This window comes from Mycobacterium sp. NGS69 (genome assembly GCF_059812165.1).
In genome coordinates this window covers 136,275-159,599 of the sequence record NZ_JCALCD010000004.1, presented here as the reverse complement: position 1 = coordinate 159,599, position 23,325 = coordinate 136,275, and the positions used below count along the sequence as shown (strand labels likewise).

General features: G+C 68.1%; 18 protein-coding genes, 2 tRNA genes and 1 pseudogene. 17 read left to right on the top strand and 4 right to left on the bottom strand.

The window, feature by feature from the left end; genetic code table 11:
* Positions 1-37: 37 nt before the first annotated feature.
* The gene (gene pepN / locus AC5Y2S_RS13545) at positions 38-2,611 is read right to left on the bottom strand and encodes an aminopeptidase N (protein ID WP_499956639.1); all 2,574 of its coding nucleotides are present in this window, start codon (positions 2,609-2,611) and stop codon (positions 38-40) included.
* Positions 2,612-2,739: 128 nt separating this feature from the next.
* Between pepN and AC5Y2S_RS13540 the strand changes: the two genes are divergently transcribed.
* Genes AC5Y2S_RS13540 through AC5Y2S_RS13525 form a run of 4 tightly spaced genes read left to right on the top strand, consistent with a single transcriptional unit; the run spans position 2,740 to position 5,106 of the window.
* A complete protein-coding gene (locus tag AC5Y2S_RS13540; protein WP_499956638.1) occupies positions 2,740-3,363 on the top strand; it encodes an Rv2466c family mycothiol-dependent reductase in 624 nt (207 codons plus the stop codon).
* A gap of 27 nt (positions 3,364-3,390) precedes the next feature.
* The gene (locus tag AC5Y2S_RS13535; protein ID WP_499956637.1) at positions 3,391-3,870 is read left to right on the top strand and encodes a ribose-5-phosphate isomerase; all 480 of its coding nucleotides are present in this window, start codon (positions 3,391-3,393) and stop codon (positions 3,868-3,870) included.
* 11 nt (positions 3,871-3,881) lie between these two features.
* On the top strand, positions 3,882-4,682 hold the full coding sequence (locus tag AC5Y2S_RS13530) for an Fpg/Nei family DNA glycosylase (protein WP_499956636.1): 801 nt from the start codon (positions 3,882-3,884) through the stop codon (positions 4,680-4,682).
* Positions 4,615-5,106 (top strand): Mtp family mycobacterial-type pilin, encoded by a 492-nt coding sequence (locus AC5Y2S_RS13525; protein WP_499956635.1) that lies wholly within the window; start codon positions 4,615-4,617, stop codon positions 5,104-5,106. The genes AC5Y2S_RS13530 and AC5Y2S_RS13525 overlap by 68 nt, the downstream gene beginning before the upstream one ends.
* Positions 5,107-5,157: 51 nt before the next feature.
* Here AC5Y2S_RS13525 and AC5Y2S_RS13520 read toward each other — a convergent pair whose 3' ends face one another.
* Positions 5,158-6,351 carry a serine hydrolase domain-containing protein gene (locus tag AC5Y2S_RS13520; RefSeq protein WP_499956634.1) on the bottom strand — a complete coding sequence of 398 codons (1,194 nt, stop codon included), beginning with the start codon at positions 6,349-6,351 and terminating at the stop codon, positions 5,158-5,160.
* A gap of 31 nt (positions 6,352-6,382) precedes the next feature.
* A tRNA-Gly gene (locus AC5Y2S_RS13515) sits at positions 6,383-6,453 on the bottom strand.
* Positions 6,454-6,598: 145 nt separating this feature from the next.
* Between AC5Y2S_RS13515 and AC5Y2S_RS13510 the strand changes: the two genes are divergently transcribed.
* The 4 genes and pseudogenes from AC5Y2S_RS13510 (at position 6,599) to clpP2 (ending at position 9,479) form a co-directional block, all read left to right on the top strand.
* Positions 6,599-6,675: transfer RNA gene (locus AC5Y2S_RS13510), tRNA-Pro, on the top strand.
* Positions 6,676-6,713: 38 nt separating this feature from the next.
* Positions 6,714-8,129: a trigger factor gene (gene tig, locus AC5Y2S_RS13505; protein WP_499956633.1), complete on the top strand. Its 1,416-nt coding sequence runs from the start codon at positions 6,714-6,716 to the stop codon at positions 8,127-8,129.
* Between the two features lie 112 nt (positions 8,130-8,241).
* Positions 8,242-8,847, top strand: a pseudogene (locus tag AC5Y2S_RS13500) (ATP-dependent Clp protease proteolytic subunit); the annotation flags it as partial.
* Positions 8,844-9,479: an ATP-dependent CLP protease proteolytic subunit ClpP2 gene (gene clpP2 / locus AC5Y2S_RS13495; RefSeq protein WP_067007947.1), complete on the top strand. Its 636-nt coding sequence runs from the start codon at positions 8,844-8,846 to the stop codon at positions 9,477-9,479. The pseudogene AC5Y2S_RS13500 and the gene clpP2, both read left to right, overlap by 4 nt.
* 19 nt (positions 9,480-9,498) lie before the next feature.
* Here clpP2 and mmuM read toward each other — a convergent pair whose 3' ends face one another.
* Complete coding sequence (mmuM, locus tag AC5Y2S_RS13490) at positions 9,499-10,419, bottom strand: homocysteine S-methyltransferase (RefSeq protein ID WP_499956632.1); 921 nt, start codon at positions 10,417-10,419, stop codon at positions 9,499-9,501.
* Between the two features lie 252 nt (positions 10,420-10,671).
* On the opposite strand from mmuM, the gene clpX reads away from it, so the two are divergent.
* The 9 genes from clpX (at position 10,672) to AC5Y2S_RS13445 (ending at position 23,318) form a co-directional block, all read left to right on the top strand.
* On the top strand, positions 10,672-11,952 hold the full coding sequence (clpX, locus tag AC5Y2S_RS13485) for an ATP-dependent Clp protease ATP-binding subunit ClpX (RefSeq protein WP_499907457.1): 1,281 nt from the start codon (positions 10,672-10,674) through the stop codon (positions 11,950-11,952).
* 258 nt (positions 11,953-12,210) lie between these two features.
* Positions 12,211-14,175 (top strand): 2-oxoacid:acceptor oxidoreductase subunit alpha, encoded by a 1,965-nt coding sequence (locus AC5Y2S_RS13480; protein WP_499957041.1) that lies wholly within the window; start codon positions 12,211-12,213, stop codon positions 14,173-14,175.
* Positions 14,172-15,260, top strand: a complete 1,089-nt coding sequence (locus AC5Y2S_RS13475) for a 2-oxoacid:ferredoxin oxidoreductase subunit beta (protein ID WP_499956631.1) — start codon at positions 14,172-14,174, stop codon at positions 15,258-15,260. The genes AC5Y2S_RS13480 and AC5Y2S_RS13475 overlap by 4 nt, the downstream gene beginning before the upstream one ends.
* 1 nt (position 15,261) lies before the next feature.
* Positions 15,262-15,867 (top strand): molybdenum cofactor guanylyltransferase, encoded by a 606-nt coding sequence (gene mobA, locus AC5Y2S_RS13470; protein WP_499956630.1) that lies wholly within the window; start codon positions 15,262-15,264, stop codon positions 15,865-15,867.
* A gap of 930 nt (positions 15,868-16,797) precedes the next feature.
* Positions 16,798-17,412 carry a transglycosylase family protein gene (locus AC5Y2S_RS13465; protein WP_499956629.1) on the top strand — a complete coding sequence of 205 codons (615 nt, stop codon included), beginning with the start codon at positions 16,798-16,800 and terminating at the stop codon, positions 17,410-17,412.
* Positions 17,413-17,500: 88 nt separating this feature from the next.
* Positions 17,501-18,760, top strand: coding sequence for a saccharopine dehydrogenase family protein (locus AC5Y2S_RS13460; protein WP_499956628.1), 1,260 nt, complete (start codon positions 17,501-17,503; stop codon positions 18,758-18,760).
* Between the two features lie 138 nt (positions 18,761-18,898).
* Positions 18,899-21,535 carry a valine--tRNA ligase gene (locus AC5Y2S_RS13455; protein ID WP_499956627.1) on the top strand — a complete coding sequence of 879 codons (2,637 nt, stop codon included), beginning with the start codon at positions 18,899-18,901 and terminating at the stop codon, positions 21,533-21,535.
* Positions 21,532-22,965, top strand: a complete 1,434-nt coding sequence (gene folC / locus AC5Y2S_RS13450) for a bifunctional tetrahydrofolate synthase/dihydrofolate synthase (RefSeq protein ID WP_499956626.1) — start codon at positions 21,532-21,534, stop codon at positions 22,963-22,965. The genes AC5Y2S_RS13455 and folC overlap by 4 nt, the downstream gene beginning before the upstream one ends.
* Entirely contained in the window at positions 22,962-23,318 is a 357-nt protein-coding gene (locus AC5Y2S_RS13445; protein ID WP_499956625.1) for a DUF4233 domain-containing protein, read from the top strand. Before folC ends, AC5Y2S_RS13445 begins: the two co-directional genes overlap by 4 nt.
* The last annotated feature ends 7 nt before the right edge of the window (positions 23,319-23,325 follow it).

Here is a 23,325-nt window from a genome sequence, read left to right as displayed (position 1 = left end):
GTTTCGCGCCGTTTCGACGCGCTGAGCGCAGTCTTGGTCAGGACGCGTCGAACTTGCGGGCGCGCAGCGACCGCTTGACCCCGGCCTGACCCTCCAGCACCAGGCGCCGCAGGGCCGGCGGAATCTGCGGGTCGCTCAGGAACTCGTCGGCGGCCGCGACGCCGGCCTCGCTGATGTCCCAGTGCGGGTAGAGGCCGATCACCACGGTCTGGGCGACCTCACTGGATCGCCGTTCCCAGACCCCGGCGATCGCCCCGAAGTAGCGCGCGGTGAACGGCTTGAGCAGCTCGTGCTGTCCCGGCGGCGCGATGCCCGCGATCATCGAGCGGGCCGTGATGTTGGCCAGGGTGTCGTCCTCGACCACCGTCGTCCAGGCCTGCTCTTTGACCTCGAGCTGGGGCCGCGCCGCAGCGGCCTGGGCGCCGTGGCGCTTGCCGGCGGCGGTCGGGTCACGCTGCACCTCGGCGTCGATGAACGGGGTCGCGGGCCCGTCGGCGTCGATCTCGCCGGCGGCGGCCAGCGCGGTCACGATGCGCCACCGCAGGTCGGTGTCGATTTCCAGGCCGGCCAACCCGAGCTCGGCCGGGTCGTGGTCGAGCAGGTCCGCCAGCGTCACGACGTGTCGCGTGGACAGCACCGACGTGCACAGCGTGTTGACGAACGCGAGCTGGTGATCCGATCCGGGCGGCGCGGCGCGCGCCAACTCCACCAGCCGGTCGGCGAATTGCGGCCAGCCGTGCTCGCGCGCCCAGCCCGGCTCGGCGTAGGACGCCAGCGCGGTCTGGGCCTGCATCAGCAGGCGTTGCGCCACCCCGACCTCGGTTTCGGCCTGCACGCCGCCGGAGACCAGCGTCACGAAATCGCGGGCGCGCAGCTCGGCCTCGCGGGTCATCTCCCACGCGGCCGACCACACCAGCGAGCGCGGCAGCGGCTCGGCGATGTCGGCGATCCGCTCCAGCGCGGTCTGCAGCGACCGTTCGTCCAGGCGCAGCGAACAGTAGGTCAGGTCGTCGTCGTTGACCAGGATCAGCTTGCCCCGCGAAACCCCAACCAGCGCAGGGACTTCGGTATCCGGGCCCTCGACGTCGAGTTCCTCCCGACGGACCCGGACCAGCTTGCCCGAGCCATCGTCGTCGTAGATTCCGATCGCCAGCCGGTGCACCCGCGTCTCGCCCGCGCCGGGCGCGGCGCCGCTTTGCCGCACGACGAACCGGCTGAACGTGCCGTCGGCGTCGACGTCGAAGTCGGGCCGCAGCGTGTTCAGGCCGGTGGTTTTCAGCCACTGCTGACCCCAGTCGGACAGGTCGCGACCGGACGCCTTTTCCAGCGCGGCGATCAGGTCGCCGAATGTGGCGTTGCCGTAGGCGTGCGTGCGGAAGTAGTCGCGCAGCCCGGCCAGGAAGTGCTCCAGCCCGACGTACGCGACCAGCTGCTTGAGGACCGACGCGCCCTTGGCGTAGGTGATGCCGTCGAAGTTCACCTCGACGGCGGCCAGGTCGGGGATCTCCGCGGCGATCGGGTGCGTCGACGGAAGCTGGTCCTGGCGGTACGCCCATGATTTCTCGACGGTGGCGAACGTCGTCCACGCCTCGGTGAATTCGGTTGCCTCGCTTTGGCACAACACCGACGCGAAGGTCGCGAACGACTCGTTGAGCCACAGGTCGTCCCACCACGTCATCGTTACGAGGTCGCCGAACCACATGTGGGCCATCTCGTGCAGCACCGTCTCGGCGCGCCGCTCGTAGGAAGCCCGGGTGACCTTGCTGCGGAAGACGTAGTCTTCGAGGAAGGTCACCGCCCCCGCGTTTTCCATGGCGCCGGCGTTGAACTCGGGAACGAACAGCTGATCGTACTTGCCGAACGCGTAGGGCATGCCGAAGTTCTTGTGGTAGAAGCCGAATCCCTGCTTCGTCTGGGTGAACAGCCTCTCGGCGTCCATGTGTTCGGCCAGCGAGGCGCGGCAGTAGATGCCCAGCGGGATCTCGCCGTGTTCGTCGGTGTAGGCGTCCTTCCACTCGGCGTACGGGCCGGCGATCAGCGCAACCAGGTAGGTGCTCATCCGCGGGGTGGTGGCAAAGGTATGCACGCCGTCCTGCACCGAGACGGTGGCGCCGTTGGAGATCACCTTCCAGTGCTTTGGCGCGGCCACCCGCACGTCGAAAGTCGCCTTGAGGTCGGGTTGGTCGAAGCACGCGAACATGCGCTTGGCGTCGGCAGTCTCGAATTGCGAGTACAGATAGGTCTCGTCGTCCACCGGGTCGACGAAGCGATGCAACCCCTCGCCGGTGTTGGAGTAGCGGCAGTCGGCGTCGACGACGAGGACGTTGCGCTTCTCGAGCCCGCGCAGCGGGATGCCGCTCGATTCGTCGTATCCGGACACGTCGAGCTCGCGGCCGTTGAGGGTGGCGCTGCGGATGGCGTCGGCGGCGATGTCGATGACGGTGTCGGCGCCGGCCAGCGCCTCGAACGCAACGGTGGTGGTGGACCGGAACGTCCGATCGCCGGGCCCCCCCGAGCCGTCGGTGACGTCCAGGTCGATCCGGTAGCTGTCCACGGTGATCAGGGCGGCGCGTTCGACAGCCTGGTCACGGGTGAGGTTAGGAAGGGCCACGTGTCCAACTTAAACGTGTTGGTGAACGCCTGGTAACCGGAGCGTGGGAGCGGGAACACGCGCCGCGCGACTACGGTTGTGCACAACGGTGTTCTGACCGTATCTGCTCCCCAGGAGAGGACCGCGCTATGTCCGAGAAGGCCAAGGAGAAAAACCGAGCCGATTTCTGGTTCGATCCGCTGTGTCCGTGGTGCTGGATCACGTCGCGCTGGATCCTCGAGGTCGAGAAGGTCCGCGACATCGAGGTGCACTTCCACGTCATGAGCCTGGCGATCCTCAACGAAAACCGCGAAGGCCTGCCCGACAAGTACCGCGAGATGATGAAGCACGCGTGGGGCCCGGTGCGGGTGGCGATCGCCGCCGAGCAGGCCCACGGCGCCAAAGTGCTGGACCCGCTGTACACCGCGATGGGCACCCGGATCCACAACGAGGACAACAAGAACCTCGAGGAGGTCATCAAGCTGTCCCTGGCCGACGCCGGCCTGCCGGCGGAACTCGCCGAGGCCGCGCAGAGCGAGGCCTACGACGAGGCGCTGCGCAAGAGCCACCACGCGGGGATGGACGCGGTCGGCGACGACGTCGGCACGCCGACCATCCACGTCAACGGGGTGGCGTTCTTCGGGCCGGTGCTGTCGAAGATCCCGCGCGGCGAGGAAGCCGGCAAGCTCTGGGACGCCTCGGTGACCTTCGCGTCCTACCCGCACTTCTTCGAACTCAAGCGGACCCGCACGGAGAAGCCCGAATTCGACTGACGAGCATCCCGTGTAAGGATTGCGGGCATGCGCGTCTACCTCGGTTCTGACCACGCCGGATTCGAGCTCAAGCAGCACATCATCGCCCACCTCAAGCAGGGCGGGCACGAGCCGATCGACTGCGGCGCGTTCAGCTACGACGCCGAGGACGACTACCCGGCGTTTTGTATCGCGGCCGCGACGCGCACCGTGGCCGACCCGGAGAGCCTGGGCATCGTGCTCGGCGGGTCGGGCAACGGCGAACAGATCGCCGCGAACAAGGTGCCGGGAGCGCGCTGCGCGCTGGCGTGGAGTGTCGAGACCGCGACCCTGGCCCGCGAACACAACAACGCGCAGTTGATCGGCATCGGCGGCCGCATGCACACCGTCGAGGAGGCGCTGGACATCGTCGACGCCTTCCTGAGCGCGCAGTGGTCGAAAGCCGAACGCCACCAACGGCGTATCGACATCCTCGCCGAGTACGAGCGCACCCACCAGGCGCCGCCGGTGCCCGGCGGCCCGAACTAGGAGGGTCCGAGGTGCCCGAAGGGCACACCCTGCACCGGCTGGCCCGGCTGCATCAGCGCCGATACGGCGGCGCGCCGGTCGCGGTGTCCAGCCCGCAAGGCCGGTTCGAGGCGGCCGTCGTGGACGGGAGGGTGCTGCGGCGGACCAGCGCGTGGGGTAAGCACCTGTTTCACCACTACGAGGGCGGCCCGATCGTGCACGTGCACCTCGGGCTCTACGGCGCCTTCACCGAGTGGGAGCGGCCCGAGGGTGCGCCCCTCCCGGAACCGGTCGGGCAGGTGCGGATGCGGATCGTCGGCGCCGGCTACGGCACCGACCTGCGCGGCCCGACGGTGTGCGAAGTCATCGACGAAGCTCAGGTCAGCGACGTGGTGGCCAAGCTCGGCCCCGACCCGCTGCGCAGCGACGCCGACCCGTCGTGGCCGTGGGCTCGAATCAGCAAGTCGCGCAGGCCCATTGGGGCCCTGCTGATGGACCAGACCGTGATCGCCGGAGTGGGCAACGTCTATCGCAACGAGTTGCTGTTCCGTCACCGCATCGATCCGTTCCGGCCCGGCCGCGGGATCGGCCAGGCGGAGTTCGACGCGGCGTGGACCGACCTGGTGGCGCTGATGAAAGTCGGTTTGCGCCGCGGGCAGATCGTCGTGGTGCTGCCCGAACACGACCACGGGCCGCCGTCGTACCGCCCCGGGCGGCCGCGTACCTACGTGTACCGGCGCGCGGGGGAGGCGTGCCGGGTGTGCGGTGGGCCGATCCGCACGCAAGTGCTGGAGGGCCGAAACGTGTTCTGGTGCCCGAGTTGTCAGAAGTGACAGAGCTCACGGCGGCGCCGGGCCGGAAATCCGCAGGTGCGCCGGTTCGCAGGAAACTCTAAGCAAGAAACGCTGGCGTCTACTGTTTGGGCGCGGCCGCGGTCGGGTATTGGTGGGGACCGTGAAAATCCTTTTACGTTTAGTTGCAACCGTTTTCGCGATAATCGTCGGTCTGGGCCTGGCTGGGCTGGGCGTCGCAACCGAGGCGCAGGCGCAGCCGGGGCCGTTCCCGCAGTGGTGCCCCGGGGACTTCTGGGACCCGGGCTGGGGCGATAACTGGGACCGTGGGCATTGCCACGACAATTGGCGCGGACAAGGCCCCAACCCGCACCCCGAGCCCTTCCGTGGACCTGGCGGACCAGGTGGACCTGGCGGACCGGGTGGCCCCGGCGGACCGGGTGGCCCCGGCTGGGACCATCGCTGACCCCTTGACCGACGACCGCGCCCTGCCGACGAGCGTTCGGCGGGGCGCGGTTTACGTCTGGGCGCGCTCGATGACGCCCAGCGCGGCATAGACCTCGTCGCTGAGCGCGACGCTCCGCGGGTCGGCGTTGGCCTTGGTGGCGTCGAAGCGATTCATCACGTATGCGTAGCCGATTCGGTGCTCCAGGTCGACAAATCCGAACGAGCCACCCAGGCCGCCGTGCCCGAAGATCCGCGGATTGGGTCCGTTGACGCACCGCTGGTTGAGCATGTAGCCCAGGCCCCATCCGTGGTCGGCGACGCGCGGGCCCAGCACCAGGTCGGTCTCGAAGCCGCCCTGCGCCACCCGGACCCGTTCCATGTGCTCGCGGGTCAGCAGCCGCTCCTGGGCGAGCGCGTTATAGAACGTCGCCAGCCCCAGCGCCGACACCTGTCCGTTGGTGCCAGGAAATTCGAGTTGGCGCCACAGCTCCAGGTCGTGCGAGCCGAGTTCGTCGTCGGGGGCGAAGCCCATCGAAATCGACAGCGCCGCCTTGGGGTGTTCGGTCAGGCTGGTCGGGTAGCCGGGGGCCTGCGCCTCGGCCAGCAGGTCACGGGCGTGCGGTTTGTTGACGCGCTCGGCGCAGCGCCGTTGTTCGGCCGGCGACAGCCCGATGTGGACGTCGGCCCCGAACGGTTCGGCGATCTCGGTGCGCAGGTACTCACCGACGGTGCGGCCCGTGACCCGGCGGAACACCTCGCCGAGGATGAAGCCGAAGGTGGTCATGTGGTAGCCCTGCGCGGTGCCGGGTTCCCACCACGGTTCCGCGGCGGCGAGTTGCTCGCAGACGAAGTCCCAGTCGGCGACTTGCTCCCAGCCCATTCGGGTGCGCGGGCCGATGACTCCGGACCGGTGGCTCATCACCATGGCCAGCGTGATGCCGTCCTTGCCGGCCTGCCCGAACTCCGGCCAGTACCGGGCCACCGGCGCGTGCAGGTCCAGCTCGCCGCGATCGGCCAACTGGTGGATGCAGGTGGCCGTCAGCCCCTTGGTGCCCGACAGGACCGTCGTCAGGGTGTTCTGTTCCCAGGACCGGGTGCGGGCGGCGTCGGCCCAGCCGCCCCAGAGGTTGACGACGAGCTGCCCGTCGACCCACACCGCGACGGCCGCCCCGACCTCCGCGTGCAGCACGAAGTTGCGCTCGAATGCGTCGCGCACCCCGACGAAGTCGGCCGCGCATGTGCCCTTCAGTTCGACGTCGCTCATGGCGCCTTTCTGTCGAGCAAGCATCTGCCCGAGCGGGCGACGGGAATCGAACCCGCGTAGCTAGTTTGGAAGACTAGGGCTCTACCATTGAGCTACGCCCGCAAGTTTTAGTCGAGCGAGACTGTATCTGGCGGCGAACATCAAATCTAATCGAAGCGGTTCTGTGATCGTCCCGTGAGGTCCCGAGGTCCCTGCGAAGCCGATGGCCCGCCTGGCGTCGAGGGGCCGTAGGATCGCGAGGTCAGCGCGGGGTGTAGCGCAGCTTGGTAGCGCATCCGCTTTGGGAGCGGAAGGCCGCAGGTTCAAATCCTGTCACCCCGACCAACACTGCGCCGATCCACCGAATACCGAGGAGCAAACCCGTGAAGAGCAGCGTCGAACAGTTGAGCCCCACCCGGGTGCGCATCAACGTTGAGGTGCCGTTCACCGAACTCGAGCCCGACTTCCAGCGCGCCTACAAGGAGCTGGCCAAGCAGGTCCGGCTGCCCGGCTTCCGGCCCGGCAAGGCGCCGGCCAAGCTGCTCGAGGCCCGTTTCGGCCGCGAGGCGATGCTCGACCAGGTCGTCAACGACGCGCTGCCCGCCCGGTACGGACAGGCCGTCGCCGAGGCGGAGGTCGACCCGATCGGCCAGCCCGACATCGAGGTCACCAAGAAGGAGTATGGCGAGGAGTTGGCGTTCACCGCCGAGGTGGATGTGCGTCCCAAGATCGCCCTGCCCGACCTCGGGTCGCTGAAGGTGTCGGTCGACCCGATCGAGGTCAGCGACGACGACGTCGACGCCGAGCTGGAGTCGTTGCGCGCCCGGTTCGGCACCCTGCAGGGAGTCGAGCGCCCGGTGGCCCTCGGCGACTTCGTCTCGATCGACCTGTCGGCGACCGTCGACGGCGAGGAGGTGCCCAACGCGGCCGCGGAGGGCCTGTCGCACGAGGTGGGCTCCGGCCGGCTCATCGTCGGCCTGGACGACGCGCTGGTGGGTCTGTCCGTCGACGAGTCCAAGGAGTTCACCGCGCAGTTGGCGACCGGGGAGCACGCCGGCAAGGACGCGCAGGTCACCGTCACCGTCAGGTCGATCAAGGAACGCGAACTGCCCGAGCCCGACGACGAGTTCGCCCAATTGGCCAGCGAGTTCGACACGATCGACGAGCTGCGCTCGAACCTCCGCGACCAGGTGGCCCGCGTCAAGCGCGCACAGCAGGCGGAGCAGATCCGCGACGCCACGATCGACGCGATTCTCGAGCAGGTCGAGGTGCCGCTGCCCGAGGCGATCGTGCGGGCCCAGGTCGAAAGCGCCGTGCACAACGCGCTGCACAGCTTCGAGCACGATGAGGCCAAGTTCGCGGAGGCGCTGCGCGAGCAGGGCAAGTCGCGTCAGCAGTTCGAGGTCGACGCGCAGAACGCCGCCGAGTCGGACCTCAAGAAGCAGCTGTTGTTGGACTCGCTGGCCGACGAACTGGAAATCCAGGTCGGCCAGGAGGACCTGACCGAGCGGCTGGTGATGACGTCCCGCCAATACGGCATCGAGCCGCAGCAACTGTTCGCCTATCTGCAGGAGAACAACCAGCTTCCGGCCATGTTCGCCGACGTGCGCCGCGGGCTGGCCGTCGCGGCGGCGGTGGAGGCGGCGACGGTCACCGACACCGAAGGCAACCCGATCGACACGAGCGAGTTCTTCGGCAAGCGCGGCCAAGCCGACGAGGCCGACGAGGCTGTCGAGGCTGAGGAGGCCGACGCGGCTGAGGACGACGCGACCGATGAATCCGACGACGACGCCAAGTGACCGGCGATGACGCTGTGAGCGAACGCGCCCATTTCACGGGGTACGGGACCGGCGCGCGGCGGGCTTGGTTGGTTAGGGTCGGAACAGAGAAGAACTCGAGAAAGCAGGTAACTCAGTCGTGACTGACATGCGTTCGAACTCGCAGGGTCTCAACCTCACGGACTCGGTCTATGAGCGCTTGCTCTCCGAGCGCATCATCTTCCTGGGTTCAGAGGTGAGCGACGAAATCGCCAATCGGCTGTGCGCACAGATCCTGTTGCTCGCCGCCGAGGACGCCACCAAGGACATCTCCCTCTACATCAACTCGCCGGGTGGATCGATCAGCGCCGGCATGGCGATCTACGACACCATGGTCCTCGCGCCGTGCGACATCGCCACGTACGCGATGGGCATGGCCGCATCGATGGGCGAGTTTCTGTTGGCGGCGGGCACCAAGGGCAAGCGCTACGCGCTGCCGCACGCACGCATCCTGATGCACCAGCCGCTCGGCGGGGTCACCGGCAGCGCGGCCGACATCGCCATCCAGGCCGAGCAGTTCGCCGTCATCAAAAAGGAGATGTTCCGGCTCAACGCCGAGTTCACCGGCCAGCCGATCGAGCGCATCGAGGCCGACTCCGACCGCGACCGCTGGTTCACCGCCCCGGAAGCCCTCGAATACGGCTTCGTCGACCACATCATCACCCGCGCCGCCCACATCACCAACGGAGAAGCCCAGTGAATCCTGAAACCCAACCCCAGGCGCGGTACATCCTGCCGTCGTTCATCGAGCACTCCAGCTTCGGCGTCAAGGAGTCGAACCCGTACAACAAGCTGTTCGAGGAGCGCATCATCTTCCTCGGCGTGCAGGTCGACGACGCGTCGGCGAACGACATCATGGCGCAGCTGCTGGTGCTCGAGTCGCTGGACCCCGACCGCGACATCACCATGTACATCAACTCGCCCGGCGGCGGGTTCACCTCGCTGATGGCGATTTACGACACCATGCAGTACGTGCGCGCCGACATCCAGACCGTGTGCCTGGGCCAGGCCGCGTCGGCGGCAGCGGTGCTGCTGGCCGCCGGGACGCCGGGCAAGCGGATGGCGCTGCCCAACGCCCGCGTGCTGATCCACCAGCCGTCGCTGTCCGGCGTGATCCAGGGCCAGTTCTCCGATCTGGAGATTCAGGCCGCCGAGATCGAGCGGATGCGCACGCTGATGGAGACCACGCTGGCCCGCCACACCGGCAAGGACGCGTCGGTGATCCGCAAAGACACCGACCGGGACAAGATCCTGACCGCCGAAGAGGCCAAGGACTACGGGATCATCGACACCGTCCTGGAGTATCGGAAGCTCTCCGCGCAGACGGCCTGACGTTTCGCCGAGCGTGCTCTCAGGGCGAGTGTTCGGCAGATTTTCCGCCCTGACGACACGCTCGGCGAACCTCGGCGATCTCCGACGGCCCCACCCGGCAGCAGCCGCCGATGATGCGTGCGCCGGCAGCGACCCACTGCGCGGCGAGTTGCGCGGAAAATGTGCGCCGCCCCGTCCAGGCGCGTCCATCCCAGCACTCGCCGCTGTTCGGGTAGACGACCACCGGCTTCGAGGCGGCGCGAGCCAGCCGGATCGCGGGGAGCACGTCGTCGGGCGCGCAGCAGTTGACGCCGACCGCGACGATCTCCGGGACCCCGGCGGCTACCGCGAACGCTTCCGCCAGCGGTTGCCCGGCGCGGGTCGTCGTCCCGTCGATCGTGTAGCTGAGCCACGCCGGCACACCGGCCGAGCGGATCAGATCGACCAGCGCCTCGGCCTCGTCGACATCGGGCACGGTCTCGCACGCCAGCACGTCGGCTCCCGCGGCGGCCAAGACCTCCAGGCGGGGCCGGTGCCACCGCCTCAGGGCGGCGACGGACAGGCCATAGCGTCCGCGATATTCGGAGCCGTCGGCCAGCGCCGCGCCGTACGGCCCGACCGAGGCGGCGACCATCAGCCCCTCCGCGCCGGCTTCGTCGCGCGCGGCCTTCGCCAGCTCGACGCTGCGGCGCAGCAGGACGGCGGCTTCCTTCGGGTCGATTCCGCGGGCCGCGAAACCCTCGAACGACGCCTGGTAGCTGGCCGTCGTCGCGATCGCGGCGCCGGCGCGAAAGAACGCGGCGTGCACGGCGGTGATCTCCTGCGGTGCGTCTGCCAGCAACTTGGCCGACCACAGCCGATCCGAAAGGTCGTGCCCGCGCGTTTCCAGCTCGGTGGCCAGCCCGCCGTCGCTGATCAGTACGGAGTCGTTTGGCCCGCCAAAACCGAAAGCCAATCCCACTCGGCAACTGTAGGGTTGTGGCAGCCCCGGACTCGATCGGGTAACGAGCGCGACACGCCAAAACACGGATTGCGCGTCTCGGCGAGTGGGGGGCGCCGTCTGCCTATATGTTTCATGCAGACAACGGACACGAATACCAACGACGCGATTCGGCGGTAATGGTCGCGGGGGGCCCAAGCAAGCGGGTAGCGTCGGGGAATACATGCGGCATAGCACGACGAACGGCGAACAGGAAGTAGGCACTGACGCACCATGGCGCGCATCGGAGACGGCGGTGACCTGCTTAAGTGCTCGTTCTGCGGGAAGAGCCAAAAGCAAGTCAAGAAACTCATTGCTGGCCCTGGTGTGTACATCTGCGATGAGTGCATAGACCTCTGCAACGAGATCATCGAAGAGGAACTCGCCGACGCCGACGACGTCAAGCTCGACGAACTGCCCAAGCCCGCCGAGATCCGGGAATTCCTGGAGGGATACGTCATCGGGCAGGACACCGCCAAGCGCACCCTGGCCGTCGCCGTCTACAACCACTACAAGCGGATTCAGGCCGGGGAGAAGGGCCGTGACTCGCGCTCGGAGCCCGTGGAGCTGACCAAGTCCAACATCTTGATGCTCGGCCCCACCGGCTGCGGCAAGACCTACCTGGCCCAGACGCTGGCCAAGATGCTCAACGTGCCGTTCGCCATCGCCGACGCCACCGCGCTCACCGAGGCCGGCTACGTCGGCGAGGACGTCGAGAACATCTTGCTCAAGCTCATCCAGGCCGCCGACTACGACGTCAAGCGCGCCGAGACCGGCATCATCTACATCGACGAGGTCGACAAGATCGCCCGCAAGAGCGAGAACCCGTCGATCACCCGCGACGTGTCGGGCGAGGGTGTGCAGCAGGCGCTGTTGAAGATCCTGGAGGGCACCCAGGCGTCGGTCCCGCCGCAGGGCGGCCGCAAGCACCCGCACCAGGAGTTCATCCAGATCGACACCACCAACGTGCTGTTCATCGTCGCGGGTGCATTCGCCGGGCTGGAGAAGATCATCTACGAGCGGGTCGGCAAGCGCGGCTTGGGCTTCGGCGCCGAGGTGCGCTCCAAGGCCGAGATCGACACCACCGATCACTTCGCCGACGTCATGCCCGAGGACCTGATCAAGTTCGGCCTGATCCCCGAGTTCATCGGCCGGCTCCCGGTGGTCGCCTCGGTCACCAACCTGGACATGGAGTCGTTGGTCAAGATCCTGTCCGAGCCGAAGAACGCGTTGGTCAAGCAGTACACGCGGCTGTTCGAAATGGACGGCGTCGAGCTCGAGTTCACCGACGACGCGCTGGAGGCGATCGCCGACCAGGCGATCCACCGCGGCACCGGCGCCCGTGGCCTGCGGGCGATCATGGAAGAGGTCCTGCTGCCGGTGATGTACGACATCCCGAGCCGCGACGACGTCGCCAAGGTCGTGGTGACCAAGGAGACGGTGCAGGACAACGTGCTGCCGACGATCGTGCCGCGCAAGCCGTCGCGCGGCGAGCGCCGCGACAAGAGCGCCTAACCCCACCGCGCGTCCGTGCGGTGGACGTGACCAATACCACAGTTTTGATAGCTACGCACCAGTAGCCCACACTGACTTCGGTATTAGCGTAAATCCGCTGCATGCAATGCTTTCGAGACGCTCATACACCCCTTAGAGAAGTGCCATAATCGGTACTACCAGTGACACACAAGCTCGAGGGCCAAGGAGCGCCCAAATGGCGCGTACCCTGAAGCTCCGGCGCAGTGCCTATCCGGATAACGAATGGAAGGCGGATACGTGGATCCGAACGGCAGCGGAGCCGCGTCTGATTCTCACAGTGGCTCCTCTGGGAATGGGTCGTCGGGTCGCACGCGCATAGAACAGGTTGTCATTCGATTCGCCGGGGACTCCGGCGACGGCATGCAGCTGACCGGCGACCGGTTCACATCCGAGGCAGCCCTTTTCGGAAACGACCTGGCGACCCAGCCGAACTATCCCGCCGAGATCCGCGCCCCCGCAGGCACATTGCCCGGGGTTTCGTCATTCCAGATTCAGATCGCCGACTACGACATCTTGACCGCGGGCGACCGCCCCGACGTCCTCGTCGCGATGAACCCGGCGGCACTCAAGGCCAACATCGGCGACCTGCCGCGCGGCGGCATGGTCATCGCGAATTCCGACGAGTTCACCAAGCGCAACCTGACCAAAGTCGGCTACGTGACGAACCCGCTGGAGACCGACGAGCTCGAGGAGTACGTCGTTCATTCCGTCGCGATGACGACGCTGACGCTCGGGGCCGTCGAGTCCATCGGCGCGTCGAAGAAGGACGGCCAGCGCGCCAAAAACATGTTCGCGCTTGGCCTGTTGTCGTGGATGTACGGGCGGCCGATCGAAGCCAGCGAGAAATTCATCCGCGAGAAGTTCGCCCGCAAGCCCGACATCGCCGAGGCCAACGTGCTCGCCCTCAAGGCGGGCTGGAACTACGGCGAGACGACCGAGGCGTTCGGCACCACGTACGAGGTCTCCCGGGCGTCGCTGCCGGCGGGCGAATACCGCCAGATCTCGGGCAACACCGCGCTGGCCTACGGCATCGTGACCGCCGGCCAGCTGGCCGGCATCCAGGTCGTGCTCGGCAGCTACCCGATCACGCCGGCCTCGGACATCCTGCACGAGTTGTCCAAGCACAAGAACTTCGACGTGATCACCTTCCAGGCCGAGGACGAGATCGGCGGCATCTGCGCGGCGATCGGCGCCTCTTACGGCGGCGCCCTCGGCGTCACCAGCACGTCCGGCCCAGGCATTTCGCTGAAGTCCGAAGCGCTGGGCCTGGCCGTGATGACCGAGCTGCCGCTGCTGGTCATCGACGTCCAGCGGGGCGGCCCGTCGACCGGGCTGCCCACCAAGACCGAGCAGGCCGACCTGCTGCAGGCGCTGTACGGCCGCAACGGGGAGTCGCCGGTGGCGGTGGTGGCGCCGCGTTCGCCGTCCGACTGCTTCGAGACCGCCATCGAGGCGGTGCGCATCGCGGTGTCCTATCACACCCCGGTGATCGTGTTGTCCGACGGCGCCATCGCCAACGGCTCGGAGCCGTGGCGGATCCCCGACGTCGGCTCGCTGGAGCCGATCCAGCACACGTTCGCCAAGCCCGACGAGCCGTTCCAGCCGTACAACCGCGACCCCGAGACGCTCGCCCGGCAATTCGCCGTTCCGGGCACCCCCGGGCTCGAGCACCGCATCGGTGGACTGGAAGCGGCGAACGGCTCCGGCAACATCTCCTACGAGCCGGTCAACCACGACCTCATGGTCCGGATTCGGCAGGCCAAGATCGACGGCATCGCGGTGCCCGACCTGGAAGTCGACGATCCGACCGGCGACGCCGAGCTGCTGCTGATCGGCTGGGGCAGCTCCTACGGGCCGATCGGCGAGGCCTGCCGGCGCGCGCGGCGCAAGGGCATCAAGGTCGCGCATGCCCACCTGCGCAACCTCAGCCCCTTCCCGGCGAACCTTGGCGACGTGCTGCGGCGCTACCCGATGGTGGTGTGCCCGGAGATGAACCTGGGTCAGCTGGCGTTGATCCTGCGCGGCAAGTACCTGGTCGACGTGCAATCCGTCACCAAGGTCCAGGGTGTCGCCTTCCTCGCGGATGAGATCGGGCGTCTGATCCGCGCGGCGCTGGGCGGCACGCTGGCCGAAATCGAGCAAGACAAGAAGATGGTCGCCAGAATGGCGGCAGCAACGGTTGGAGCGGGAGCTAGCGAATGACCGACCTGATTGGCGCAGATCTCGGGGTCACCCCGAGACTGACCAAAAACGACGGGGTCCCCACGGTGTCCGCCGAGGACCAGCCGCAGAAGGCCAAGGACTTCACCAGCGACCAGGAGGTGCGCTGGTGCCCTGGTTGCGGTGACTACGTCATCCTCAACACGATCCGCAACTTCCTGCCCGACCTCGGTCTGCGCCGCGAGAACATCGTCTTCATCAGCGGCATCGGCTGCTCCAGCCGGTTCCCGTACTACCTCGAGACCTACGGGTTCCACTCGATCCACGGCCGCGCGCCGGCCATCGCGACCGGCCTGGCGCTGGCCCGCGAGGACCTCTCGGTGTGGGTGGTCACCGGCGACGGCGACGCGTTGTCGATCGGCGGCAACCATCTGATCCACGCGCTGCGCCGCAACGTCAACATCACCATCCTGCTGTTCAACAACCGGATCTACGGGCTGACCAAGGGCCAGTACTCGCCGACATCGGAGGTCGGCAAGGTCACGAAGTCGACGCCGATGGGCTCGCTCGACCAGCCGTTCAACCCGGTGTCGTTGGCGCTGGGCGCCGAGGCGACCTTCGTCGGCCGAGCGCTGGACTCCGACCGCGCCGGGCTGACCGACGTGCTGCGCGCCGCCGCCGAGCACCGGGGCGCCGCCGTCGTCGAAATCCTGCAGGACTGCCCGATTTTCAACGACGGCTCCTTCGACGCGCTGCGCAAGGAGGGCGCCGAGGAGCGGGTGATCAACGTGCGCCACGGCGAGCCGATCGTGTTCGGCGCCAACGGCGAATACTGCGTGGTGAAGTCGGGCTTCAGCCTGGAGGTGGCCAAGACCGCCGACGTGAGGACCGACGAGATCGTCGTGCACGACGCGCACGCCGACGACTCGGCCTACGCGTTTGCGTTGTCCCGGCTTTCGGACCAGAACCTCGACCACACCGTGCTCGGCATCTTCCGCAACATCAGCCGGCCCACCTACGACGACGCGGCGCGCTCTCAGGTCCAGGCGGCCCAGGCGTCGAAGCCGTTCGATTCCGCCGCGCTGCAGTCGCTGCTGCGCGGGCGTGACACCTGGACTGTCGACTGACGTGGCCGACCAGGTGCCCGACACAGTGTCACTGGCCGGGGTAATAGTCGCTGGAGGTGAGTCGCGGCGCATGGGCCGCGACAAGGCCACCCTGCCCGGGCCCGGCGGAACCGGCACGCTGGCCGAGTACGTCGTCGGCGTCGTGGCGCAACGCTGCGAGCCGGTCTTCGTGATGGCCGCCCCGGGGCAGCCGCTTCCGTCGTTGCAGGCCCGTGTGATTCGCGACGAGGTGCGGGGGCTGGGGCCGCTGCCGGCGACCGGGCGGGGACTGCGCGCGGCCGCGGAGGCCGGGGCCCGGCTCGCGTTCGTCTGCGCCGTCGACATGCCGCTGCTGAGCGCCGAACTCATCGACGACCTGGTCCACCTCGCCACCGAGACCAACGCCGAGGTGGTGTTGCCCTGGGACGGCCGCAGCCACTACCTGGCCGCGGTGTACCGCACCGATCTCGCGGACCGGATCGACGCGCTGGTCGCCGGCGGCGAGCGCCGAATGAGCGCCTTGATCGACGCCTCCGACGCGCAGCAGATCGTGCTGCCGGATTCGCGACCGCTGACGAACGTCAACACCGACGCCGAACTGCGCGCGGTGACGCAGGCGCGCGCCTGACGGCAAGTGGCATCGCCATTTAAATTGGCAACTGGCTATCTTCTTTAATTCTTTGCGCGATTTTGCATTGGTCAATTAAATGGGCCGAGATCCTTTTTCTGTTCTTTCATCGTTATCTGCTGAATGGCGTCCAGGCGCGGCGCGCGGGGGGCGTCGAATCGCCTTGGTGCAGAGCGGTTTTCGGGCGCCCGACGGATAAACCCTGCGCGCGGTCGCGTTGGAAATTCGTGGGCGGCCCGGCAAATTGCGGCACGCAACCCGCGGTAGGCCGGCCGAACGCGGTGCCGATCGAAAGAGATTGGAACGGTTGCGAATTGCGTCAAGATTGCGAAATCCGTTGTAGTACAGCTTGTTTCGTCAGATGACCACTCTGGTCGTCCGCTCGGCGTGTCGGAAGCAAACTCGCGTACCTTGTTGTATCCTGCGCCCGTTCGCTGCGGCAGGGTCCGGACCGGTGCGTCCTCCAACCGGCCCCGATGCGTCGGCAAACACGTGGGCCAGCTCACAAAAATGGCGTGATTCGGCTCACGATTCGATTGCGATTCCGACGGATGGGCACGGCGCCAAAACGCGCGACTGACCTGCAGAAATGATTCCGCGATCGCGGCGTGATCGACTCGTTACCCAACCGAGATATCCATTTTCCGAAGATGACGAATGCGCCCGGGTTTCGTACGGTCCCTGGTAGCCCGAAACGGGTTAACGAAAAACTAATCGAAAAATTGAATCCACGGACCCGCGTGCGAGCGGGGCTGCGGACGGCGTGGAAGTGCCGCAGCCCGGGGTAGTACCCCGCCGGGCATATCGAGAGCCCGCCGCTGTCGTGCCTGAACGAGACGGCACGTCCCAGAGCACCTTCGAGCAGCAATCAAGACCTTCGACCCACCCCGGTGGGTCTGCTTTGGCGCGCGCACCGCGAAAGGAAGAAATTTGAAGAACGTCCGCAAGACGCTCATCCTCGCCGCGATCACCGGCACTCTGGTGGCGGTACCCTCCGCCAACGCGGAACCGATGGGCTTTGACCCGAACGTTCCCCCCATGGGGGCCCCCGACGCACCGCCGCCGCCGGCTCCGGACGCCCCGGCGCCGGCACCGGCGGCCTTCGACCCCAACGTTCCGCCGCCGGCGGCGCTCCCGGACGCCCTGGCGCCTGTTGATGTGCCTCCCGCGCCGGCGCCGGCGGGCTTCGACCCGAACGTTCCGCCGCCGCCCCCGGCGCCGGACGCCCCGCCGCCTGCTCCCGTGGGCTTCGACCCGAACGTTCCGCCGCCGCCGGCGCCGGACGCCCCGCCCCCTCCGCCGGTGCACAAGGCGTACAGCGTGAACTGGGATGCCATCGCGCAGTGCGAGTCGGGTGGCAACTGGGGCATCAGCACCGGTAACGGCTTCTCCGGTGGTCTGCAGTTCACCTCGAGCACCTGGCACGCCAACGGTGGTTCGGGATCGCCGGCCAGCGCCAGCCGTGAGGAGCAGATCCGGGTGGCCGAGAACGTGCTGCACTCGCAGGGCATCGGCGCCTGGCCGGTCTGCGGTCGCCGCGGCTGACCTTCGCGTTAGTAGAGGTACAAGTGGTGCCGGGCCCTCGCGCCCGGCACCACTTGTTTAGGGGGACTGGTCGGGTAGCGTCGGGCCGGTGACCGCAACGCCGCGCGAATTCGACATCGTCGTGTACGGGGCGACCGGCTTCGTGGGGAAGCTCACGGCCGACTACCTGGCGCGCGCCGGAGCGGGCGCGCGGATCGCGCTGGCGGGCAGGTCGCCGGACCGGCTGCGCGCCGTGCGCGACACCCTGAACGAATCGGCACGGGACTGGCCGATCTTGACCGCCGATGCCGCGTCGCCGTCGACGCTGGACGAGATGGCCGCCCGCACCCGAGTCGTGGTCACGACGGTCGGCCCCTACACCCGCTACGGGCTGCCGCTGGTGGCCGCGTGCGCGGCCGCGGGCACCGATTACGCCGACCTGACCGGCGAGGCGACGTTCGTCCGCGAAAGTATCGACCTCCATCACAAGCAGGCCACCGACACCGGCGCCCGCATCGTGCACTCCTGCGGGTTCGATTCGGTCCCCTCGGATTTGAGCGTCTACGCGCTGTACCGGGCCGCGCAGCGGGACGGCGCCGGCGAGCTCGGGGACACGCACCTGGTGGTGCGCTCCATGTCCGGCGGGCTGTCCGGTGGCACGATCGCCTCCGGGGTGGAAATCATGGACATCGCTTCGCGCGACCCCGAGGCGCGCCGCCAGCTCCTCGACCCCTACACATTGAGCACCGACCGCGGCTCGGAACCCGAACTGGGCCGCCAGCCCGACCTGCCCTGGCGTCGTGGTCGCCAGATCGCGCCCGAACTGTCCGGGGTGTGGACCACCGGATTCCTGATGGCGCCCTATAACACCCGGATCGTGCGGCGCAGCAACGCGCTGCTGGACTGGGCGTACGGCCGGCAGTTCCGCTACGACGAGAACATGAGCGTCGGATCGTCGGCTCTCGCGCCGATGGCGTCGGCCCTCGTGAGCGGCGTCGGCAACGCGATGCTCGGGCTGGGCAGCCGCTACTTCCGCTTCCTGCCGCGCCGGCTGGTAGAGCGGGTTCTTCCCAAGCCGGGCACGGGTCCGAGCGAGGCGGCCCGCGAGCGCGGCTACTACCGCATCGAGACCTACACCACAACAAGCACCGGTGCCCGCTACGTGGCGCGGATGGAGCAGCAGGGTGACCCCGGTTACAAGGCGACCGCGGTGCTGCTGGGGGAGTGCGGCCTGGCCCTCGCGCTGGACCGGGACAAACTCGCCGACCTGCTCGGCGTGCTGACGCCCGCGGCCGCGATGGGCGACGCGCTGCTCGCCCGATTCCCGGCCGCCGGCGTGTCGCTGGGGGTCGACCGGCTGGCCGGGTGACATCGGCCACATCGGCTGGCGACATTGGAACCACGCACACGACACGCCGGCACCGGTGTGCGTAGCGGCAATCTCGGCGCCGCCAAGCCGGATTCGACCGCTTACTTGCGGGCCTGCGCCCATCCCTAGAATTGACCGGTGACCGCCACCCCCCACCCCGCCGCCGACCAGCTCCCCAAGTCGTGGGATCCGGCCGCGATGGAGGACGCGATCTACCAGACGTGGCTTGACGCGGGTTACTTCAAGGCCGACGCGAGCAGCTCCAAGCCCGCCTATTCGATCGTGCTGCCGCCGCCCAACGTGACCGGCAGCCTGCACATGGGCCACGCGCTCGAGCACACCATGATGGACGCCCTGACCCGCCGCAAGCGCATGCAGGGCTACGAGGTGCTCTGGCAGCCGGGCATGGACCACGCGGGCATCGCGACGCAGAGCGTGGTGGAAAAGCAGCTCGCGGTCGACGGCAAGACCAAGGAGGACTTCGGCCGGGAGCTGTTCGTCGACAAGGTGTGGGACTGGAAGCGGGAGTCCGGCGGCGCCATCGGCGGCCAGATGCGCCGGCTCGGCGACGGCGTGGACTGGAGCCGCGACCGCTTCACCATGGACGAGGGCCTGTCGCGGGCGGTGCGCACCATCTTCAAGCGGCTCTACGACGCGGGGCTGATCTATCGGGCCGAGCGGCTGGTGAACTGGTCGCCCGTGCTCGAGACGGCGATCTCGGACCTCGAGGTGAACTACCTCGACGTCGAGGGTGAGCTGGTGTCGTTCCGGTACGGTTCGCTCGACGACGCGGAACCCCACATCGTGGTCGCCACCACACGGGTGGAGACGATGCTGGGCGATACCGCCATCGCGGTCCATCCGGACGACGATCGCTACCGCCACCTGGTCGGCACCAGCCTGCCGCACCCCTTCGTGGACCGTCCGCTCCTCATCGTCGCCGACGAGCACGTCGACCCCGAATTCGGCACGGGCGCAGTCAAAGTCACGCCCGCGCACGATCCCAACGACTTCGAGATCGGGCTGCGGCACGAGCTGCCGATGATCTCAATCATGGACACCAAGGGCCGGATCGCCGACACCGGAACGCAATTCGACGGAATGGACCGCTTCGTGGCGCGGGTTGCCGTTCGGGAAGCACTGGCGGCGCAGGGCCGGATCGTCGAAGAGAAACGGCCCTACCTGCACAGCGTCGGGCATTCGGAGCGCAGCGGCGAGCCGATCGAGCCGCGGCTGTCGCTGCAGTGGTGGGTGCGGGTGGAATCGCTGGCCAAGGCCGCCGGCGACGCGGTTCGCAACGGGGACACCGTGATTCACCCGGCCAGCCTGGAGCCGCGCTGGTTCGCCTGGGTCGACGACATGCACGACTGGTGCATCTCGCGGCAGCTGTGGTGGGGTCACCGCATCCCGATCTGGTACGGGCCGGACGGCGAGCAGGTGTGCGTCGGTCCCGACGAGGCGCCGCCGCTTGGCTGGGAGCAGGACCCCGACGTGCTCGACACCTGGTTCTCGTCCGCGCTGTGGCCGTTCTCCACGCTGGGTTGGCCGGCGGAGACCCCGGAGCTGGAAAAGTTCTATCCCACCAGCGTTTTGGTCACCGGCTACGACATCCTGTTCTTCTGGGTCGCGCGGATGATGATGTTCGGCACGTTCGTCGGCGGCGACAACGCCATCACGCTCGGCGGCCGCCGCGGCCCGCAGGTGCCGTTCACCGACATCTTCCTGCACGGGCTGATCCGCGACGAGTTCGGCCGCAAGATGAGCAAGTCCAAGGGCAACGTCGTCGACCCGCTGGACTGGATGGACGAGTTCGGGGCCGATGCCCTGCGCTTCGCGCTGGCCCGCGGCGCCAGCCCCGGCGGCGACCTGTCCATCGGCGAGGATGCCGTCCGGGCCTCGCGCAGCTTCGTCACCAAGCTGTTCAATGCGACGCGGTTCGCATTGCTTAACGGTGCCAGTCCCGCGCCGCTGCCCGGAGTTGCCGACCTCACCGACGACGACCGCTGGATCCTCGGGCGACTGGAAGAGGTTCGCGCCGAAGTCGATTCGGCTTTCGACGGCTACGAATTCAGTCGCGCCTGCGAGGCGCTCTACCACTTCACGTGGGACGAATTCTGCGACTGGTACGTCGAATTGGCCAAGACCCAACTGAACGAGGGGATCGCCCACACCACCGCCGTGTTGGCCGCGGTACTCGACACGCTGCTGCGGTTGCTGCACCCGGTGATCCCATTTGTCACCGAGGCGCTGTGGCAAGCGCTGACCGGCGGGGAGTCGCTGGTGATCGCGGACTGGCCTAAGCCGTCGGGCATTGCGTTGGATCCCGTTGTGATGCAACGGATCAGCGAGAAGCAGAAGCTTGTCACAGAGCTTCGTCGGTTCCGCAGCGATCAGGGTCTGGCCGATCGGCAGAAGGTGCCGGCCCAGTTGACCGGTGGTGGCCAGTTGAGCGCACAGGTGATGGCCCTGACCTCGCTGACCGCGCCGGATCCGGGTTTTCGGCCGTCGGCGTCCGTGGAGGTGCGCCTGTCCGGTGGCACCGTCGTCGTCGAACTCGACACGTCGGGCACCATCGACGTCGCCGCCGAGCGCCGGCGCCTGGAAAAGGATCTGGCCGTGGCGCAAAAGGAGCTGGCGTCCACGGCCGCCAAACTGGGCAACGCGGACTTCCTGGCCAAAGCCCCCGAACAGGTCGTCGCCAAGATTCGCGACCGCCAGCGCGTCGCCCTGGAGGAAACCGACCGGATCAACGCGAGGCTGGCCGGGCTGCAATGAGTGAGCCGCCCGAACGGGGCATCAGCGCGGCTCCCACACCGGATGAGATCGCGTCGCTGCTGCAGGTCGAGCACCTGCTGGATCAACGCTGGCCGGAAACCAAGATCGAGCCGAGCCTGACCCGCATCAGCGCCCTGATGGACCTGTTGGGCTCGCCGCAGCTCGGCTATCCGTCGATCCACATCGCGGGCACCAACGGCAAGACCTCGGTGGCGCGGATGGTCGACGCGCTGGTGACCGCGCTGGGCCGGCGCACCGGGCGGACCACCAGCCCCCATCTGCAATCGGCGGTCGAGCGCATCGCCATCGACGGGCAACCGATCAGCCCTGCCCAATACGTGGCGACCTACCGCGAGATCGAGCCGTTCGTCCAGATGGTCGACGCGCAATCGCAGTCCGACGGCGGGCCGGCAATGAGCAAATTCGAGGTGCTCACCGGGATGGCGTTCGCCGCGTTCGCCGATGCGCCCGTCGACGTGGCGGTGGTCGAGGTGGGCATGGGCGGCCGTTGGGACGCGACCAACGTGATCAACGCGCCGGTCGCGGTGATCGCCCCCATCGGCATCGACCACGCGGAATACCTCGGCGGCGAGCTCGCCGGGATCGCCGGCGAGAAGGCCGGCATCATCCACCGGGCGCCGGAGGGCGCCCCGGACACCGTCGCCGTCATCGCCCGCCAGGCGCCGGAGGCCATGGAGGTGCTGCTGGCCCAATCCGTGCGCGCCGACGCCGCCGTCGCCCGCGAGGACTCGGAGTTCGCGGTGCTGGGCCGCCAGGTCGCGATCGGCGGGCAGGTGTTGGAGCTGCAGGGCCTCGGCGGGGTGTACTCGGACGTCTACCTGCCGCTGCACGGCGAACACCAGGCCCACAACGCGGTGCTGGCACTCGCGGCGGTCGAGGCCTTCTTCGGGGCGGGCGCGCAGCGACAGCTCGACGTCGAGGCGGTCCGGGCGGGTTTCGCCGCCGTCACCAGCCCGGGCCGGCTGGAACGCCTGCGCAGCGCGCCGACGGTGTTCATCGACGCCGCCCACAACCCGGCCGGGGCCACCGCGCTGGCGCAGACGCTGGCCGGCGAATTCGACTTCCGATTCCTGGTCGGGGTGCTCAGCATCATGGCCGACAAGGACGTGGACGGCATCCTCGCCGCGCTGGAGCCGGCGTTCGATGCGGTCGTCGTGACCCATAACGGCTCGCCGCGGGCGCTGGACGTCGAGTCGCTGGCGCTGGCCGCCCGTGAGCGGTTCGGGCCCGAGCGCGTGACGACCGCGGAAAACCTGCGCGACGCCGTCGACGTCGCGACCGCCCTGGTCGACGAGTCCGCGACGGAAAGCGGTGCGGCGGAATCGTTTTCGGGAACGGGGATCGTCGTCACCGGCTCCGTGGTCACCGCCGGCGCCGCGCGGACCCTGTTCGGGCGGGACCCCCAATGACCGAGCAGAGTCCCGACCCCTGGAAGAGCTTCGGTGGCGTGATGGCCGCGACACTGATCCTGGAGGCGATCGTGGTGCTCCTGGCGATCCCGGTGGTGGCCGCGGTCGGCGGCGGCCTGAACGCCGCGTCGCTGGCCTATCTGATCGGCCTGGCCGTGGTGCTGATCCTGCTGGCAGGGCTCCAGCGCAGGCCCTGGGCGATCTGGGTGAACCTGGGCGCGCAGGTGATTCTGCTCGCCGGTTTCGCGGTGTATCCGGGGGTGGGATTCATCGGCGTGCTGTTCACCGGGTTGTGGGCGTTGATCGCGTACTTCCGGGCCGAGGTGCGCCGCCGCCAGTCGCCGCCAAGCTAACCGGCAA

Excerpts from the sequence above, each read along its gene's own strand:
- AC5Y2S_RS13540 (WP_499956638.1), top strand. The coding sequence starts at position 2,740 with ATGTCCGAGAAGGCCAAGGAGAAAAACCGAGCCGATTTCTGGTTCGAT.
- AC5Y2S_RS13535 (WP_499956637.1), top strand. The coding sequence starts at position 3,391 with ATGCGCGTCTACCTCGGTTCTGACCACGCCGGATTCGAGCTCAAGCAG.
- AC5Y2S_RS13520 (WP_499956634.1), bottom strand. The coding sequence starts at position 6,351 with ATGAGCGACGTCGAACTGAAGGGCACATGCGCGGCCGACTTCGTCGGG.
- clpX (WP_499907457.1), top strand. The coding sequence starts at position 10,672 with ATGGCGCGCATCGGAGACGGCGGTGACCTGCTTAAGTGCTCGTTCTGC.
- AC5Y2S_RS13475 (WP_499956631.1), top strand. The coding sequence starts at position 14,172 with ATGACCGACCTGATTGGCGCAGATCTCGGGGTCACCCCGAGACTGACC.
- folC (WP_499956626.1), top strand. The coding sequence starts at position 21,532 with ATGAGTGAGCCGCCCGAACGGGGCATCAGCGCGGCTCCCACACCGGAT.
- AC5Y2S_RS13445 (WP_499956625.1), top strand. The coding sequence starts at position 22,962 with ATGACCGAGCAGAGTCCCGACCCCTGGAAGAGCTTCGGTGGCGTGATG.